Origin of the sequence: Streptomyces sp. NPDC127129, assembly GCF_042671585.1 — a bacterium.
In the GTDB taxonomy this organism is placed as follows: Bacteria; Actinomycetota; Actinomycetes; order Streptomycetales; family Streptomycetaceae; genus Streptomyces.
This window is the reverse complement of the sequence record NZ_JBHXTV010000002.1, coordinates 556,954-571,103: the sequence shown is the minus strand read 5'-3', so window position 1 is coordinate 571,103 and position 14,150 is coordinate 556,954. Positions and strand designations below refer to the sequence as shown.

Below are 14,150 nucleotides of genomic sequence, written 5' to 3'. Positions count from 1 at the left end.
GGGGCCCGCAAGGTCAGCGCAGTGCCCACCGCGGGCGCCCTCCGGGCGGCCGTCCGGTGACGAAGCCAGGAGCGGTGCCATGAACGTCTCGGTCGTCCTGTTCACCTCGGACCTCCGCGTCCACGACCATCCGCCGCTGCGCGCCGCGCTGGGGCCGGGGAACGAGACCGTGCCCCTCTTCGTCCGGGATCCGGCCGTGGACTGGGCGGGCTTCGCCGCCCCGAACCGGCTCGCCTTCCTCGCGGACTGTCTCGGCGATCTCGACACCGGACTGCGCGAGCGCGGCGGCCGGCTCGTGGTGCGCTCCGGCGACCCCGTCGACGAGGTGCGTGCCGTCGTGCGCGAGGCCGACGCCGACGAGGTGCACATGGCGGCCGGCGTCAGCGCCTTCGCGCGGCGGCGCGAGGACCGGCTCCGCCGCGCCCTGGAGGAGGACGGACGGCGCCTGTACGTCCACGACGGCGTCGTCACGGCGCTGCCCGCCGGGGCCGTCACCCCGGACGGATCGGACCACTACGCCGTCTTCACCCCCTACTTCAAGCGCTGGTCGAGCGAGCGGCTGCGGGAGCCGCTCGCGGCGCCGCACAAGGTCCGGGTGCCCCGGGGGATCCGCTCCGAGGACCTCCCGGACCGCTCCGACGTCTCCTCCGTCTCCGAAGGCCTGGCCGCCGGCGGTGAGAAGGAGGGCCGCAAGCGGCTCACCGCCTGGCTGGGCCGGGGCGCCGACGCGTACGAGGAGCGCCACGACGACCTCGCCGGCGACGCCACGTCCCGGCTGTCGCCGTACCTCCACTTCGGCGCCGTCTCGGCGGCCGAGGCCGTCCACCGGGCCAGGACCAGGGGCGGACCGGGCGCCGAGGCGTTCGTACGGCAGCTCTGCTGGCGCGACTTCCACCACCAGGTACTCGCGGCGCGCCCCGAGGCCGCCGAGGACGACTACCGCTCCCGGTCCGACGCGTGGCGGCACGGGAAGCAGGCCGAGGCCGACCTCCGGGCATGGCAGGAGGGCCGCACCGGCTACCCCGTCGTGGACGCGGCGATGCGCCAGCTCGCCCACGAGGGCTGGATGCACAACCGGGGGCGCCTGCTCGCCGCGTCCTTCCTCACCAAGACGCTGTACATCGACTGGCGTGCCGGAGCACGCCACTTCCTCGACCTGCTGGTCGACGGTGATGTGGCCAACAACCAGCTCAACTGGCAGTGGATGGCCGGCACCGGTACCGACACCCGCCCCAACCGCGTGCTCAACCCGGTGACCCAGGGCAAGCGGTACGACCCCCAGGGCGCGTACGTACGCCGGTGGGTGCCGGAACTCGCCGGACTCGAAGGCCCCGCGGTCCACGAGCCGTGGAAGCTGCCCGGACTCGAACGGGCCCGCTACGACTACCCGGACCCCGTGGTCGAACTCCCCGACGGGCTGGCCCGGTTCCGGCGCGCCCGGGGCCAGGACTGAGCCGGAGGCTCAGGACCGCCGGGCGGGGGAGGCGGGCGGTTCCCCGCCCCGAGCCGCCTCGCAGAGCCCGCGCAGCAGGGCCAGGGCCTCCCGGAGCCCGCCGGGGCGCAGCATCCCGGGTCCGGGGGTCTGCCCCGCCCAGCCCGGGCCCGCGAGAAGGACGGTCGTCCGGGACCGGGCGCCCTTGACGCCCCAGGAGGTCTCGGCCACGTGGCGGGCCAGCGGATGGTGCGCCGTGGACCGCGCCTGGGCCCACAGCACGACGGCGGCCGGGCCGGTCCTGCGCACGGCCTGGTCGAGCGCCTCGGGTGGCACGGCGGCACCGAACATGCGGGTGGGAAGGGCGAGTTCGGCCAGGCCGGCGGCGAGCGCCTCCAGCGGCAGGGTGTGTTGTTCGTTCGGCACGCAGGCGAGCAGGACCGGGGGAGTCGAGGCCGCCCGCGCCGCACGGTCCGGAGCGCCCACCCGGCGCAGCGCGGTCGACACGTGCCACGACAGCAGGTGCTCCACCTCGACGTACCGGTCCTCCGAGGTGTCCCACTGGCGGCCCACGGCGTGCAGGGCGGGCGCCATGACGTCCTCCCAGGCGGCGACCAGACCCCGCCTCGCGATCACGGAATCCAGCAGCTCGTCCATGGCCGCGGAGTCGAGGCGGACGGCCGCCCGGCCCAGTCCCCGGCGCTCCTGGCGCACCTCGTCCGGGAGCTCCGGCCGCTTCTCCGGGAGCTCCGGCCGCTTCCGCGGAGGCGGAGGCGCCGGGGCCACGTCCTCGACCGCCGCCGGGGAGGCCGACGCGGCGCGGGCGGCACGTGCCGCCTCCGCGGGCGGGACCCCCGACGCCGTCAGACGGCACATCTCCTGGAGGACGGCGATGTCGCCGGGGGTCCACCGGCGGTGCCGTCCGCTCTCCCGGGACGCCGGGCCGATGCCGTAGCGCCGGTCCCAGGAACGCAGTGTCGTGGGCGCGACGCCCAGGCGGCGTGCCACCGCGCCGCTGGTGAGACCTGGGGTGGGTTCGGTCATGGTTCCACCATACGACGCACAATCGATGCGAGTGGTGTCGCGGAGGGGCCGGAACGGAATCTGGAGGTGCCCCGCACCCGGGGCTCCGCCTTCCGACCGATCGCCTCCGGTCCCGGCCGTCAGGAGCAGTCGTCATGACCGTCATGACCGCACCGCCCGTCGTCTCCCCGCTTCCCGGCCTCGACGAGGGCCTCTCCGTCCATGAGGGCCTCTCCGTCGACGAGCGCCTCTCCGACCAGGACGTCGCCCAGGGGTTCGTGCGCGGTGAGGAGCGGTGCCTGACCGTCGCGTACCACCGGTGGAACGGCCTCGTGCGCACCCTGGCGGCCCGGACCCTGGGAGACCCGCGCGAGGCCGAGGACGTGAGCCAGCAGGTCTTCCTCGCCGCCTGGAAGGGCCGCGCCGGCTACCGGCCCGAGCGCGGCCCGTTCCCCGGGTGGCTCGTCGGCATCACCCGGCGGAAGATCGCCGACGCGCTCTCCGCGCGCACCCGGCGCCGGGACCTGGTCACCGCGGCCGGGGTCCGGCTGCCGTGCGAGGACGAGCCGACACCCGGCCCCGAGGCGGTCCTGGACCGGCTGGTGGTCACCCGCGAGCTGGCGAAACTCCCCGCCGTGCAGCGCGAGGTGCTGGCCATGGCCTTCTACGGCGACCTCACCCAGGTGCAGATCGCCGAGCGCACCGGAATGCCGCTCGGCACCGTGAAGAGCCACGCGCGGCGCGGGCTGCACCGGATGCGCCGCGCGCTGAGCGAGGGGCCCGACCGGCGCCTCGTGGCGGGCGCGACCTGATAACGACGCACAATCGGTGCGAGAGCGGGCCGGGGTCACGGGACCTGGGCCGGTGACCGCCGCTCCCGGTCGTCCGGGCACCGTCACCGTGGAATGACTCAGGCCGGGGGGTCCGTTCGAGCGAGACATGAGGGACACTGCTCCCGTGCGTGGACATCTCCCGGACGAGAACACCAGTTTCGTGGGGCGCGACAGGGAACTGGACCGGCTGGCAGCGCAGTTGAAGGACCGCCGCCTGGTCGTGGTCACCGGGGTCGGAGGCGTGGGCAAGACGCGGCTGGCCCTCCACACCGCGGCCCGCCTCGCCGACGGCTTCCCCGACGGCGCGTGGTGGGCCGACCTCACACCGCTGGAGGGCGACCGGCTGCTCGTGGCGACCGTCGCCGACGCCGTCGACCTCACCTTCCACACCCCGGGCATGCCCGCCGCCGTCCTCGGCCGATGGCTCGCCGACAAACGGCTCCTGCTCGTCCTCGACTCCTGCGAACACGTCACGGACGGGTGCGCCCGGCTCCTCACCGACCTGCTCGCCGCGGCCCCCGGACTCACCGTCCTCGCCACCAGCCGGCGCCCCCTCGGCCTGCCCGAGGAGAAGGTGCTCACCCTCGAACCCTTCGCCGCCGCCGGGCGCGACGCCATGGACCTGCTCCGGCAGCGCACCGCGGCGGGCCCGAAGCGCGGCGCCCGCGTCCCCGCCCCCTGGGCGGCCGGGCCCGCCGCGGAGATCTGCTCCCGGCTGGAGGGAATCCCCCTCGCCCTGGAACTCGCCGCGGCCCAGATCCGCCTCCAGGGCGTCGAGTCCGTCCGCGACCAGCTCGATTCCCGCTTCGAACTCCTCGTCCACCACGAGCGCGTGTGGCCCCAGCGGCACCAGACCCTGCGCGCCGCGATCGGCTGGAGCCATGAGCTCTGCGGCCCCCTCGAACGACTGCTCTGGGCGCGGCTGACCGTCTTCCGCGGCCCGTTCGACCTCGACTCGGCCCTCCTCGTCTGCACCGGAGGCCCGCTGACCCGGGAGACGCTGCCCGCCGCCCTCGACGCGCTCGTCCGCGCCTCCGTGGTCCGCAGGGAGGGCGCCCGCCACCGTCTCCTGGACACCATCCGTGAGTACGGCGCCGCCTGGCTCGCCAGGCTCGGCGAGACGGAGGCCGTCGCCGACCGGCACGCCGCCTACTGCCTCGACCTGGCCCGGCGGGCCGACGCCGGATGGCTCGGTCCCGAGCAACTCCACTGGTACACCACCGTCGACGAGCACTACACCGATCTGTGCACCGCCCTGGACCGGCTGCTGCGCACCGACCCCGACGCCGCACTGGCGCTCGCCGGGGCCGTCGGTTTCTACTGGTCGTGCTGCGGCCGGCTGCGCGAGGCCCGCGACTACCTGGAACAGGCCCTGGTCCTCAGCGAGGCCAGAGGCGCCGACCGGGCCCGTGCCCTCTGGGCCCTGGGCGTGGTCCTGACCCTGCAGGGCGACTTCGTCCCCGCCCAGGACGTCAGCGAACGCTGCGCGCGCGAAGCCCGGCACGCCGAGTACGCCTCCCGGACCGCGGCCCCCCGCACCAGACTCGCCGGCGTGGGAACCGACACCCTGGACGCCGCCTACCTCGCGGGCCTGCTCGCGCTCATGACCGGCCGGCCGATAGCCGCGCTCGTCCTCGTCGGACACGTGCTCGACGCGGCCCCCGGCCGTCCGACCGACTCGGCCGCCCGCCTGCGCTGCCTCCTCGTCCGGGTCTTCGGACTGACCGGACTCGGACGGTTCGACGAGGCCCGTGCGGAGGCCCACGCCCTGCGGTCGGCCTGCGTGGAGCTCGGCGAGCACTGGACCCGCGCCTACCTCGACTACCAGCTCGCCCTCATCGGCCTCCTCGAAGGGGAGCCCGAGTCCGCGGCCGACCACGCCCGCGAGATGCTGGCGGGAAAGCGGAAGCTCGGCGACGGCTTCGGCGTCGCCCTCGGCCTGGACGTCCTCGCCGCCGCGCTCGCCGCCTCCGGGGACGGCGAACTCGCCGCCGACGTCTCCGGCACGGGCGAGGCGTACTGGCGCTCCACCGGCCACCCGCAGCGCGGCATGCCCGAACTGCACGCCCTGCGCCTCAGGTACGAGCACACCGCCCGCGCGTCGATCGGCTCGACCGCCTACCAGGAGATCTTCCTGCGGGCCCTCTCCGGGCTCGCACAGGACGGTCTCGAACGCGCCCTGCGCGGATCACGGCACGCCTGACACACCTGACCCGTCCGAACGCCGCGCTCCCGCGGGCCGGGAGCCGCCGCGCGACCCCGCACTTCCGCCGCGAGGCGCCGGACGGATGCGCTACGACCCGAAGATCGGACCATGGGACCAGATCCCCATCCGGCGGCCCCTCAGCTCCGAAGTACCTCCTGAGACACCCGCGCGCACCCGGCGCGCGGTCCGACAGGGAGGGGTCGAGGAACGTGGAACGGCAGAGGGTCGCGGTCGTCGGCGGGGGAGTGGCGGGGCTGACCGCCGCCCACGTGCTCCGGCGCGCGTACGACGTGGTGCTGTACGAGGCGGACGACCGCCTGGGAGGCCACGCCCACACCCACGAACTGCCCACCGGGGACGGCGGGACCGTCCACGTGGACAGCGGATTCATCGTGCACAACGAGCGTACCTACCCCCACCTCCTCCGGCTCTTCCGCGAACTGGACGTCACCACCCAGGACTCCGAGATGAGCATGTCCGTGCGGTGCGACGGCTGCGGCCTGGAGTACGCCGGAGCGCGCGGCCCCGCCGGTCTGCTGGGCGGCGGCAACGTGCTGCGCGGCCGGCACCTGCGCATGCTCGCCGACGTCCCGCGCTTCCACCGGGCCGCCCGCCGCCTGCTCGCCTCCGGGGACGACACCCCGACCCTCGGGGACTTCCTCGAAGCGCACGGGTTCTCCGCCCACTTCACCGGCCACTTCGTCGTCCCCCTGGTCTCCGCCGTCTGGTCCTGCGCCCCCGGCACCGCACTGCTCTACCCGGCCCGGTACCTCTTCCGCTTCCTCGCCCACCACGGGCTGCTGTCCGTCACCGGATCGCCCCGATGGCGCACCGTGACCGGAGGGTCGGCCACGTACGTCGCGCGGGCCGCGAAACACCTCACCGCCGTACGGACCTCCACCCCGGTCCGCGCGGTCGAGCGCTCCGCGGACCACGCGCGCGTGACCACCGAGGACGGCGACACCGCGACGTACGCCGCCGTCGTCCTCGCCGTCCACCCCGACCAGGCGCTGCGGATGCTCGCCGACCCCACGGACGCCGAGCGGCGGGTCCTCGGAGCCTTCACCTACTCCCGCAACCCCACCGTGCTCCACCGCGACACCTCCCTGCTGCCGCGCGGGCCGCACGCGCGCGCCTCGTGGAACTACTGGCTGCCCTCCTGCACCGCCCGTCCCGACGCGGTCCAGGTCAGCTACGACATGAACCGGCTGCAGCGGCTGGAGACGGCCGATGCGCACATCGTCACGCTGAACGCCGGCGACCGCGTCGACCCCGGCACCGTGCTGGCGCGCATGGTCTACGAGCACCCGGTCTACACCCCCCGGTCCGTCGCCGCCCAGCGGGAACTGCCCGGCCTCAACACGACGGTCACCGCCTTCGCCGGCGCCTACCACGGCTGGGGCTTCCACGAGGACGGCTGCCGCTCCGGAGCCGCCGCCGCCGAGGCCCTGGGGGTGACGTGGTGAACACCCGCCCCAGGGAGCCGGACCGGCCCCGTGTCCCGGCGCTCTACGAGTCGACCGTGGCCCACGCGCGCCTCGCCCCCGTCCGTCACGTCTTCCGGACGCGCACCTACTTCTGGCTGGTCGACGTCGACGACCTGCCCCGGATGCCGCGCGGCCTGCGTGCCCTCGCACGCTTCGACACCCGGGACCACTTCGGCGGCCGGGCACCGACGCTGGGTGCCGCGCTGCGGAGGTACCTGCGCGCGAACGGAGCGCACGACGCCGACGGACGCGTCCTCATGCTGACCCAGGCACGGGTCCTCGGCCATGTCTTCAACCCGCTGACGCTCTACTGGTGCCACGACCGCGACGACACCCTCGTCTGCGTCGTCGCCGAGGTCCACAACACCTACGGCGAGCGCCACTGCTACCTGATGCGGCCCGACGCCCAGGGCCGCGCCGACGTACCCAAGGACTTCTACGTCTCGCCCTTCTACGGTGTCGAGGGCACCTACCGCATGCGGCTGCCCGTGCCCGGGGACGCTCTCGACCTGAGCGTGCAACTGCACCACGGCGCGGGCCGGCCGCCCTTCACCGCGACCGTGCGGGGCCGGCACCGGCCGGCGAGTCCTCGCGCACTCCTCTCCGTGGCCCTGCGCCACCCCTGGTCGACCGCGAAGGTCTCCCTCGGCATCCGCCTGCACGGCATCCGCCTCTATCTCCGTGGACTTCCCGTCCAGCCCCGTCCCGTCCACCCCACGCACGAAGGAATGCTGTGACCGCTCCGCACTCTCTGGCACAGGCGTGCGCCGCCGAGCCCGTCCCCGAGGCCGCGCCCGGCACCACCGCACCCGCGTGCCGGTCCGGCGTCGTCGAGCCGCCCCGAGCCTCGGCCCTGCGCACCGCCGTCGCCCGGCGGATCGTCGAACGGGCCTTCGCCCGCATCCCGTTGCGCGTACGGCACGCCGACGCCGGCGCCCCGAGCGTCCCCGCCCTGCCCGGCGCCGCCCCCACCCTCACGCTGTACGACCCCGAGGCCTTCTTCCGCCGGATCGGCGCCGACGGACTGATCGGCTTCGGCGAGTCCTACATGGCCGGCGAATGGGACAGCGACGACCTGGTCGGCGTCCTGACCGTGCTCGCCACCCACGTCGACGACCTGGTCCCGGCGCCGCTGCGCCGGCTGCGCGGCGCGTGGGTGCGCCGCAGGCCTGCCGACCAGCGCAACACCCCCGACGGAGCCCGGGAGAACATCCACTGCCACTACGACCTCTCCAACGAGCTGTTCGCCCTCTTCCTCGACCCGAGCATGTCCTACTCCTCGGCCGTCTTCGCCGCCTTCCCCGCCTCACCCGCGACGTTCACCGCCGCCCAGCACCGCAAGATCGACCGCCTGCTCGACCTCGCCGGCGTCGGACCGGGCACCCGGCTCCTGGAGATCGGCACCGGCTGGGGCGAACTTGCACTCCGCGCGGCGGGCCGCGGCGCCCGGGTACTGACCGTCACCCTCTCCGAGGAACAGGCCGAGCTGGCGCACGCGCGGATCGCCGCCGCCGGCTTCTCCGACCGGGTCACCGTCGAACTCCGGGACTACCGGGACGTCAAGGGCTCCTTCGACGCCGTCGTCAGCGTCGAGATGATCGAGGCCGTCGGCGCCGAGTACTGGCCCGCCTACTTCGCGGCCCTCGACCGGCTCCTCGCCCCCGGCGGCCGGGTCGCCCTCCAGGCCATCACCATGGAGCACGACAGGATGCTGCGCACCGCCCGCACCCACACCTGGATCAGCAAGTACATCTTCCCCGGCGGCCTCATCCCCTCGCGCGAGGCCGTCGCGGCGGAGAGCGCCGCCGTGGGCCTGAGGATCACCGAGGACACCGGCTACGGCGACCACTACGCCGAGACGCTCCGGCTGTGGCGCGAGGAGTTCGTGCGACGCGCCGACGAGGTGGCCGCCCTGGGCTTCGACCCCGTCTTCCGCCGTATGTGGGAGCTGTACCTCGCCTACTCCGAAGCGGGATTCCGCTCCCGCTACCTGGACGTGCGCCAGATCCAGCTGGTCTCCGACGACCTGAAGCGAGGGCTCCGGTGAACGGCTTCGACACGGGCGCGTTCGCCCTGAACCTCGCCGTCGCCGCCGGTGCCGCGCTCGCCGTCATGCTGGCCGCCTTCGCCGTCGGCACCGCCAGGGGGGTCCACCGGATCGTCGACATCGCCTGGGGTGCCGCCTTCGCCGCGGTCGCCCTCGTCACCTGGCTGCTCTCAGCGGGCCACGGCGAGGACGGCCGACGCCTCGCGGTCGCCCTCGCCACCATGGTGTGGGGGCTCCGCCTCGCCCTCCACATCGCGCGGCGCGGCCGGGGCCACGGCGAGGATCCGCGGTACGCCCGCATGCTGGCCCGCGCCCCCGGCGACCCCCGGCTCTACGCGCTGCGGAAGATCTATCTGCTCCAGGGCGGGCTCGTCTGGCTCGTCTCGCTGCCCGTCCAGGCCGCCGCGTACCTGACGGAGCCGCTCGGCGCGCTCGGCGCGCTCGGACTGCTCCTGTGGGCCGTGGGGCTGGCCTTCGAGACGGTCGGCGACCACCAGCTCGCCCGCTTCAAGGCCGACCCCGCCCACCGCGGAATGATCATGGACCGCGGGCTGTGGAGCTGGACCCGCCACCCCAACTACTTCGGCGACTTCCTGGTCTGGTGGGGGCTCTGGCTCCTGGCCTGCGCGACCTGGCAGACTGCGGCGCTCACCCTGGTCTCGCCGGTGGTGATGAGCGCGCTGCTCATCTGGGGCAGCGGCAAACGACTGCTGGAGGCGCACATGGCGGACCGTCCCGGCTTCGCCGCCTACGCCGCCCGTACCAGTGGCTTCTTCCCGCGCCCGCCCCGCCGGGCGGCCGGATGAGCGCCGACGCCGACCGCCGCAGGACGGCGACGGACGACGAAGGCGCGCTGGTGTTCCGTTCCTCACCGGCCGCGCCGAAGGCGGCCGTTCTGCTGCTGCACGGCGGCCGGGCCGACGGACCGGAACCGCCGCCGGCCCTCAATCTCCCCGCCCTGCGGATGCGGCCCTTCGCCGCGGCGGTCGTACGCGCGACCCGCGGAGCCGACGTCCTCGTGGCCGAGGTACGCTACCGGCACCGGGGCTGGAACGGCGACCGCTGCGACGCGGCCAGGGACGCCGCCGCGGCCCTCGCACGGATCCGCCGGCTCGTCGGCGAGGTTCCCGTGGTCCTCATGGGTCACTCCATGGGCGGCCGCGCGGCACTCCGTGCGGCCGGCGACCCGCACGTCCGGGGCGTGGTGGCCCTCGCCCCCTGGTGCCCGCCCGGCGAGCCGGTGGTCCATCTGGGCGGCCGTCGCCTCTACCTGCTGCACGACGAGCGGGACCGGGTGACCTCGGCGGCCGAGTCCTGGGAGTTCGTCCGCCGGGCGAGAAGGGCCGGCGCGGACGCCGTCGCCGTCCGGATGCCCGAGGGCGGCCACAGCATGCTCCGGAACGCGGGCTCCTGGCACCGGCGGGCGGCCCGGCTCGCCGCGGCCCTGCTCGACGACGCGCCGCCACCGGACGGGTGAGGAGTCACCCCCGTCCTCTCCGGCCCGGTTGTCCCCCGGAAGTGGATCACTGCCGCGCTCCGGGGTGACCGGGCGGCGCGCCGTTTTCCCGTGGACGGGGCGACCGGTGTTGATGGAGGGGTGAGTACCCAGCGCACCGCACCGATACTGACCCACATCCCCCGCCCCGTCATGTGTGACGACGGCGCGGACACCGCGCCCGGGGACATAGCGGTCCACTCGTGCCGAAACCTCGGCGCCACAGGCCTGCTGGTCGTCCTGAAGGGAGAGGTCGACCACCGCGGCGCGGCGCCGCTGCGCGCGATACTGGCCTCCGCCGCCGAGTCCGGGGTCACCGACCTCGTCCTCGACGCCTCCCGGGTGACGTTCTGCGACTCGGGCCTGCTCGGCGTCCTCGACCAGTGGACGCTGATGGGCGGCCGGTACCGCATCGACGCGCCCACGCCGTGCGTCCTGCGGCTGCTGCGGGTCGCCGAGGGGACCCTGCGCGGACCGCTGCGGCGCGCCGGCGGCTGACCCGAGCCCCTGGACGGAAGCGGGCGGGCGGCGTCGACCGCCGACGCCGCCCGCCCCTCCCGCGCCCGTGGTACCGCTACTTCAGGTACGGCCCGGCGGTCCCGATCCGGCCGGGCCCGTTCAGGACGTACACCCGCAGGTTGCCCTTCCCCGGCGCCGCGACGCTCAGGGTGCCGTCGGCGACGACCCGCCGGTCGCCGGTCACCGCGTCGGTGTAGGTGCCGTTCGGGACGCCGGTGAAGGTGGCCGCGCCGCTGACGGTGACGAGTGCGAAGCTGTCCGTCGTACCACTGGTGTAGCGGCGCTTGTACGCCATCGAGCCGCTGATGCCCTCGGTGGAGTACTGACCCGTCTGCAGCGCCGGAATCGCCCGGCGGATCTGGTTGAGCCGCTGGACGTGCCGGACCAGCGGCTGGGCCAGGGTCTGGGCGACCGCTCCGCTCGCCGACTCGACGGTGGAGAAGCCGGAGGCCTTCACGTCCCCGGCGAGATGGTCGCCGAAGTAGGCACGGCCCGTGGTCGCCAGCGGGCAGGTGGGTCCGCAGTCGATCTTCTTTCCCTTCTGGAACTCGATCTCGGAGCCGTAGTACAGGGTCGGGATGCCGCGGAACGTCCACATCAGCGACATGTTCTCGGCCCAGGCGTCCGTACCGCCGGCGTAGCGCTCGCTGCTTTTGTTGGGCCCGTAGTCGTGGCTGTCGACGTACACGACGTTGTAGGTCGCGTCGTTGTAACTGTCGTCGGAGTCCTTGCCGTTGCCGAAGGCGTTTTGCGCGTCGCCGAAGTTCATGTGCATGCGCATGTCGATGACGTTCATCCCGGAGAACCTGCTGTGGTCCGGCGCGTGGTAGCTGTTGCCGTTCAGGAACGCGTTGTTCGACGTGGGCTGGTTCGCAGGGCCCTGCTGTTGCTCGTAGGCGTACATCTCCAGCGCGGCGGCCGCGTCGTCGAGGGCGTACTCCTTGCGCTCCTTCCAGGTGTAGAACTGGGCGGAGTGGTTGACCGAGCCGCGGTTCCACTTGTCGTTGACGAAGGCGGCGACCTCACCGAAGACGAAGAAGTTCTTCGCGGCCTCCGCGCCGAACTTCTGGGTGACCCGCTCCTGGATGGCGGGCAGGAAGCGCCGGTTCCAGGTGGTGCGCGGGATGTGGACCGCGGTGTCGACGCGGAAGCCGTCGACGCCCATGTCGATGTACTTGTCGTAGGCGCCGATGAGATAGTTCTGCACGGGCGCCGACTCGGTGTTGAAGTCGGCCAGATCGTCGTGCAGCCAGCAGGAACGGGAGTCCTCGCCTTCCCAGTTGCCGATCCAGCAGTTGTGGTAGAGCGACTTCGGGAACATGCCCGACGTGGGGTTCGGCCACTGGCAGTTGTAGATCCGGTAGCCCTCCGGGGAGGTGTACTGGGTCGGGGTGCCCCAGTTGACGCAGGTGTTGCCGGTCGGCTCGGCCGTCGACCAGAGATCGCCGTTGTAGTAGGACTTCCCGGACTTCGGTTCGACGGTCAGCCCGTCGTACTCGAAGGAGGAGTTCGGTTCGTCGTAGTACCAGCTCCACTGGCTGTCGCGGACGCCGTACGTCTTCGGGGTGAACAGCCCCTTGGCGCCCCAGCGGGAGGAGTGGTTGTAGACGACGTCCTGGTAGATCTTCATGCCCTTGGCGTGGGCGGCGTTGATCAGGTCCTGGTACGAGGCTCCGGCCGACTCCAGACGGGCGTCGACCCGGTAGAAGTCGTACCCGTGGTACCCGTGGTAGTCGTAGTCGGAGCGGTTGAGCACCACGGGGGTGATCCAGACGGCGGAGAAGCCGAGCCCCTTGATGTAGTCGAGCTTGTTCACCAGCCCCTTGAAGTCGCCCCGGAACATCGGATCGCCGTTGGCCGCGTTCCCGGACTTGGTGTGCTGGCTGCCGCCGCGGTTGTTCGACGAGTCGCCGTCGTTGAACCGGGCGGTGAGCACGAAGTAGATCGGGTCCTTCCGGGGGTCGGTGCCCAGCGGGCGGCCCGGGTCGGGAGCGGGGGGCGCCGTGCCGGTGGTCGCCCGGGCGGGCGCGGAGCCGGCGGAGACGTTGCCCGCGGCGTCGAGGGCCCTGACCGTGTAGGTGTAGGCGGTGTTCTCCGCCAGGTCGGTGTCGGAGAGGACGGTGGAGCCGACGTCGGTGACCGTCGTGCCGCCCGTGCCGCCGGTCCGGGTCACCTGGTAGCCCGTCACCCCCTGGTCGTCGGTGGAGGGTTCCCAGGTCAGGACGACGGAGGTGCCGTCGGCGTTCGCGGTGACCCCGGTGGGCACGCTGGGCGCGCGGGTGTCGGGGACCTCGGCGGCGCACGGATTCGCGGCGCCGCCGGTGACCACCCTGTCCTTGACGGTCGTCGTGCCGGCGGACAGCGCGTAGTTCGCGCCGTTGTTGTTGTCCCAGACGCCGTTGCCGTTGTTGAAGACGGCGCTCATGGCGGTGGCGGCACCGAGGTCGACGGTCCGCTTCCACCAGCCGGTGCAGGCCGCCTCCATGCCGATGCCGGGGACGGTGGTCCAGGAGCCGCCGGCGGGGGCGTAGTGCAGGTTGGCGGTGGTCCAGCCGAGCGCGGCGGTGGAGTAGTAGACGGTGGCCTGGTTGCCGGGGCCGGCCGGTCCGCCGGGGTCGTCGGCGCACGGGTCGGAGTGGGCGACGACGCCGTCCCTGACCGTGATCGTCCCGGTGCCCAGGTCGTAGTTCTGTCCGCCGTTGTTGTCCCAGGTGCCCGCGCCGTTGTTGAAGGTGGCCTGGAGCCCCTCGGCCGGGCCCAGGGCGACGGTCTTCTTCACCCAGTCCGTGCAGGCCGCCTCCATCGCCACGCCCGGGACGGCGGTCCAGGCGCCTCCGTCGGGGGCGTAGTGGAGGTTGCGGGCCGACCAGTTCTTGGTCTTCGTGTAGTAGAAGACCGTCGCCGTGTTCTCCGCGGCCGCGACGGGCACCGAGGCCGCGGAGGCGGGGCCGGCCGGGGGTGTGGCGGTGAGCAGCCCGACCAGACAGGCGGCGGCCAGGGCCGATGCCGGGGCGCGGCCGAAGCGCGGAACGGGGGAGCGTCGCATGCGTCTCTTCTCCGGAGCAGGGCCACGACGGGGAGGTCGCGGCGAGGGAGGTGAAAGTTCGT

11 protein-coding genes are annotated in these 14,150 nt (G+C 73.6%); 9 read left to right on the top strand and 2 right to left on the bottom strand.

Annotation, left to right across the window (positions count from 1 at the left end):
* Positions 1–79 precede the first annotated feature (79 nt).
* Positions 80–1,453, top strand: coding sequence for a cryptochrome/photolyase family protein (locus tag ACFVGW_RS05805; RefSeq protein WP_385850954.1), 1,374 nt, complete (start codon positions 80–82; stop codon positions 1,451–1,453).
* A 9-nt stretch (positions 1,454–1,462) separates the two neighbouring features.
* Here the strand turns inward: ACFVGW_RS05805 and ACFVGW_RS05800 are convergent, their stop codons facing one another.
* On the bottom strand, positions 1,463–2,476 hold the full coding sequence (locus ACFVGW_RS05800) for a MerR family transcriptional regulator (RefSeq protein WP_385850953.1): 1,014 nt from the start codon (positions 2,474–2,476) through the stop codon (positions 1,463–1,465).
* 143 nt (positions 2,477–2,619) lie between these two features.
* On the opposite strand from ACFVGW_RS05800, the gene ACFVGW_RS05795 reads away from it, so the two are divergent.
* From ACFVGW_RS05795 to ACFVGW_RS05760, 8 genes are all read left to right on the top strand, one after another.
* Entirely contained in the window at positions 2,620–3,267 is a 648-nt protein-coding gene (locus tag ACFVGW_RS05795; protein WP_385851018.1) for a sigma-70 family RNA polymerase sigma factor, read from the top strand.
* A gap of 145 nt (positions 3,268–3,412) precedes the next feature.
* Positions 3,413–5,491: an ATP-binding protein gene (locus ACFVGW_RS05790; RefSeq protein WP_385850952.1), complete on the top strand. Its 2,079-nt coding sequence runs from the start codon at positions 3,413–3,415 to the stop codon at positions 5,489–5,491.
* Positions 5,492–5,703: 212 nt separating this feature from the next.
* Complete coding sequence (locus ACFVGW_RS05785; RefSeq protein WP_385850951.1) at positions 5,704–6,960, top strand: NAD(P)/FAD-dependent oxidoreductase; 1,257 nt, start codon at positions 5,704–5,706, stop codon at positions 6,958–6,960.
* Positions 6,957–7,718: a DUF1365 domain-containing protein gene (locus ACFVGW_RS05780; RefSeq protein WP_385850950.1), complete on the top strand. Its 762-nt coding sequence runs from the start codon at positions 6,957–6,959 to the stop codon at positions 7,716–7,718. The genes ACFVGW_RS05785 and ACFVGW_RS05780 overlap by 4 nt, the downstream gene beginning before the upstream one ends.
* Complete coding sequence (locus tag ACFVGW_RS05775; protein ID WP_385850949.1) at positions 7,715–9,028, top strand: class I SAM-dependent methyltransferase; 1,314 nt, start codon at positions 7,715–7,717, stop codon at positions 9,026–9,028. The genes ACFVGW_RS05780 and ACFVGW_RS05775 overlap by 4 nt, the downstream gene beginning before the upstream one ends.
* Complete coding sequence (locus tag ACFVGW_RS05770) at positions 9,025–9,834, top strand: DUF1295 domain-containing protein (protein ID WP_385850948.1); 810 nt, start codon at positions 9,025–9,027, stop codon at positions 9,832–9,834. Before ACFVGW_RS05775 ends, ACFVGW_RS05770 begins: the two co-directional genes overlap by 4 nt.
* Positions 9,831–10,505 carry an alpha/beta fold hydrolase gene (locus ACFVGW_RS05765; RefSeq protein ID WP_385850947.1) on the top strand — a complete coding sequence of 225 codons (675 nt, stop codon included), beginning with the start codon at positions 9,831–9,833 and terminating at the stop codon, positions 10,503–10,505. Before ACFVGW_RS05770 ends, ACFVGW_RS05765 begins: the two co-directional genes overlap by 4 nt.
* A gap of 120 nt (positions 10,506–10,625) precedes the next feature.
* Positions 10,626–11,021, top strand: a complete 396-nt coding sequence (locus ACFVGW_RS05760; RefSeq protein ID WP_385850946.1) for an STAS domain-containing protein — start codon at positions 10,626–10,628, stop codon at positions 11,019–11,021.
* Between the two features lie 76 nt (positions 11,022–11,097).
* Here the strand turns inward: ACFVGW_RS05760 and ACFVGW_RS05755 are convergent, their stop codons facing one another.
* Positions 11,098–14,088 (bottom strand): carbohydrate binding domain-containing protein, encoded by a 2,991-nt coding sequence (locus ACFVGW_RS05755; protein WP_385850945.1) that lies wholly within the window; start codon positions 14,086–14,088, stop codon positions 11,098–11,100.
* Between the last annotated feature and the right edge of the window lie 62 nt (positions 14,089–14,150).

Coding starts and splice junctions, on each gene's coding strand:
- ACFVGW_RS05805 (WP_385850954.1), top strand. CDS start 80: ATGAACGTCTCGGTCGTCCTGTTCACCTCGGACCTCCGCGTCCACGAC.
- ACFVGW_RS05800 (WP_385850953.1), bottom strand. CDS start 2,476: ATGACCGAACCCACCCCAGGTCTCACCAGCGGCGCGGTGGCACGCCGC.
- ACFVGW_RS05795 (WP_385851018.1), top strand. CDS start 2,620: ATGACCGCACCGCCCGTCGTCTCCCCGCTTCCCGGCCTCGACGAGGGC.
- ACFVGW_RS05765 (WP_385850947.1), top strand. CDS start 9,831: ATGAGCGCCGACGCCGACCGCCGCAGGACGGCGACGGACGACGAAGGC.
- ACFVGW_RS05755 (WP_385850945.1), bottom strand. CDS start 14,088: ATGCGACGCTCCCCCGTTCCGCGCTTCGGCCGCGCCCCGGCATCGGCC.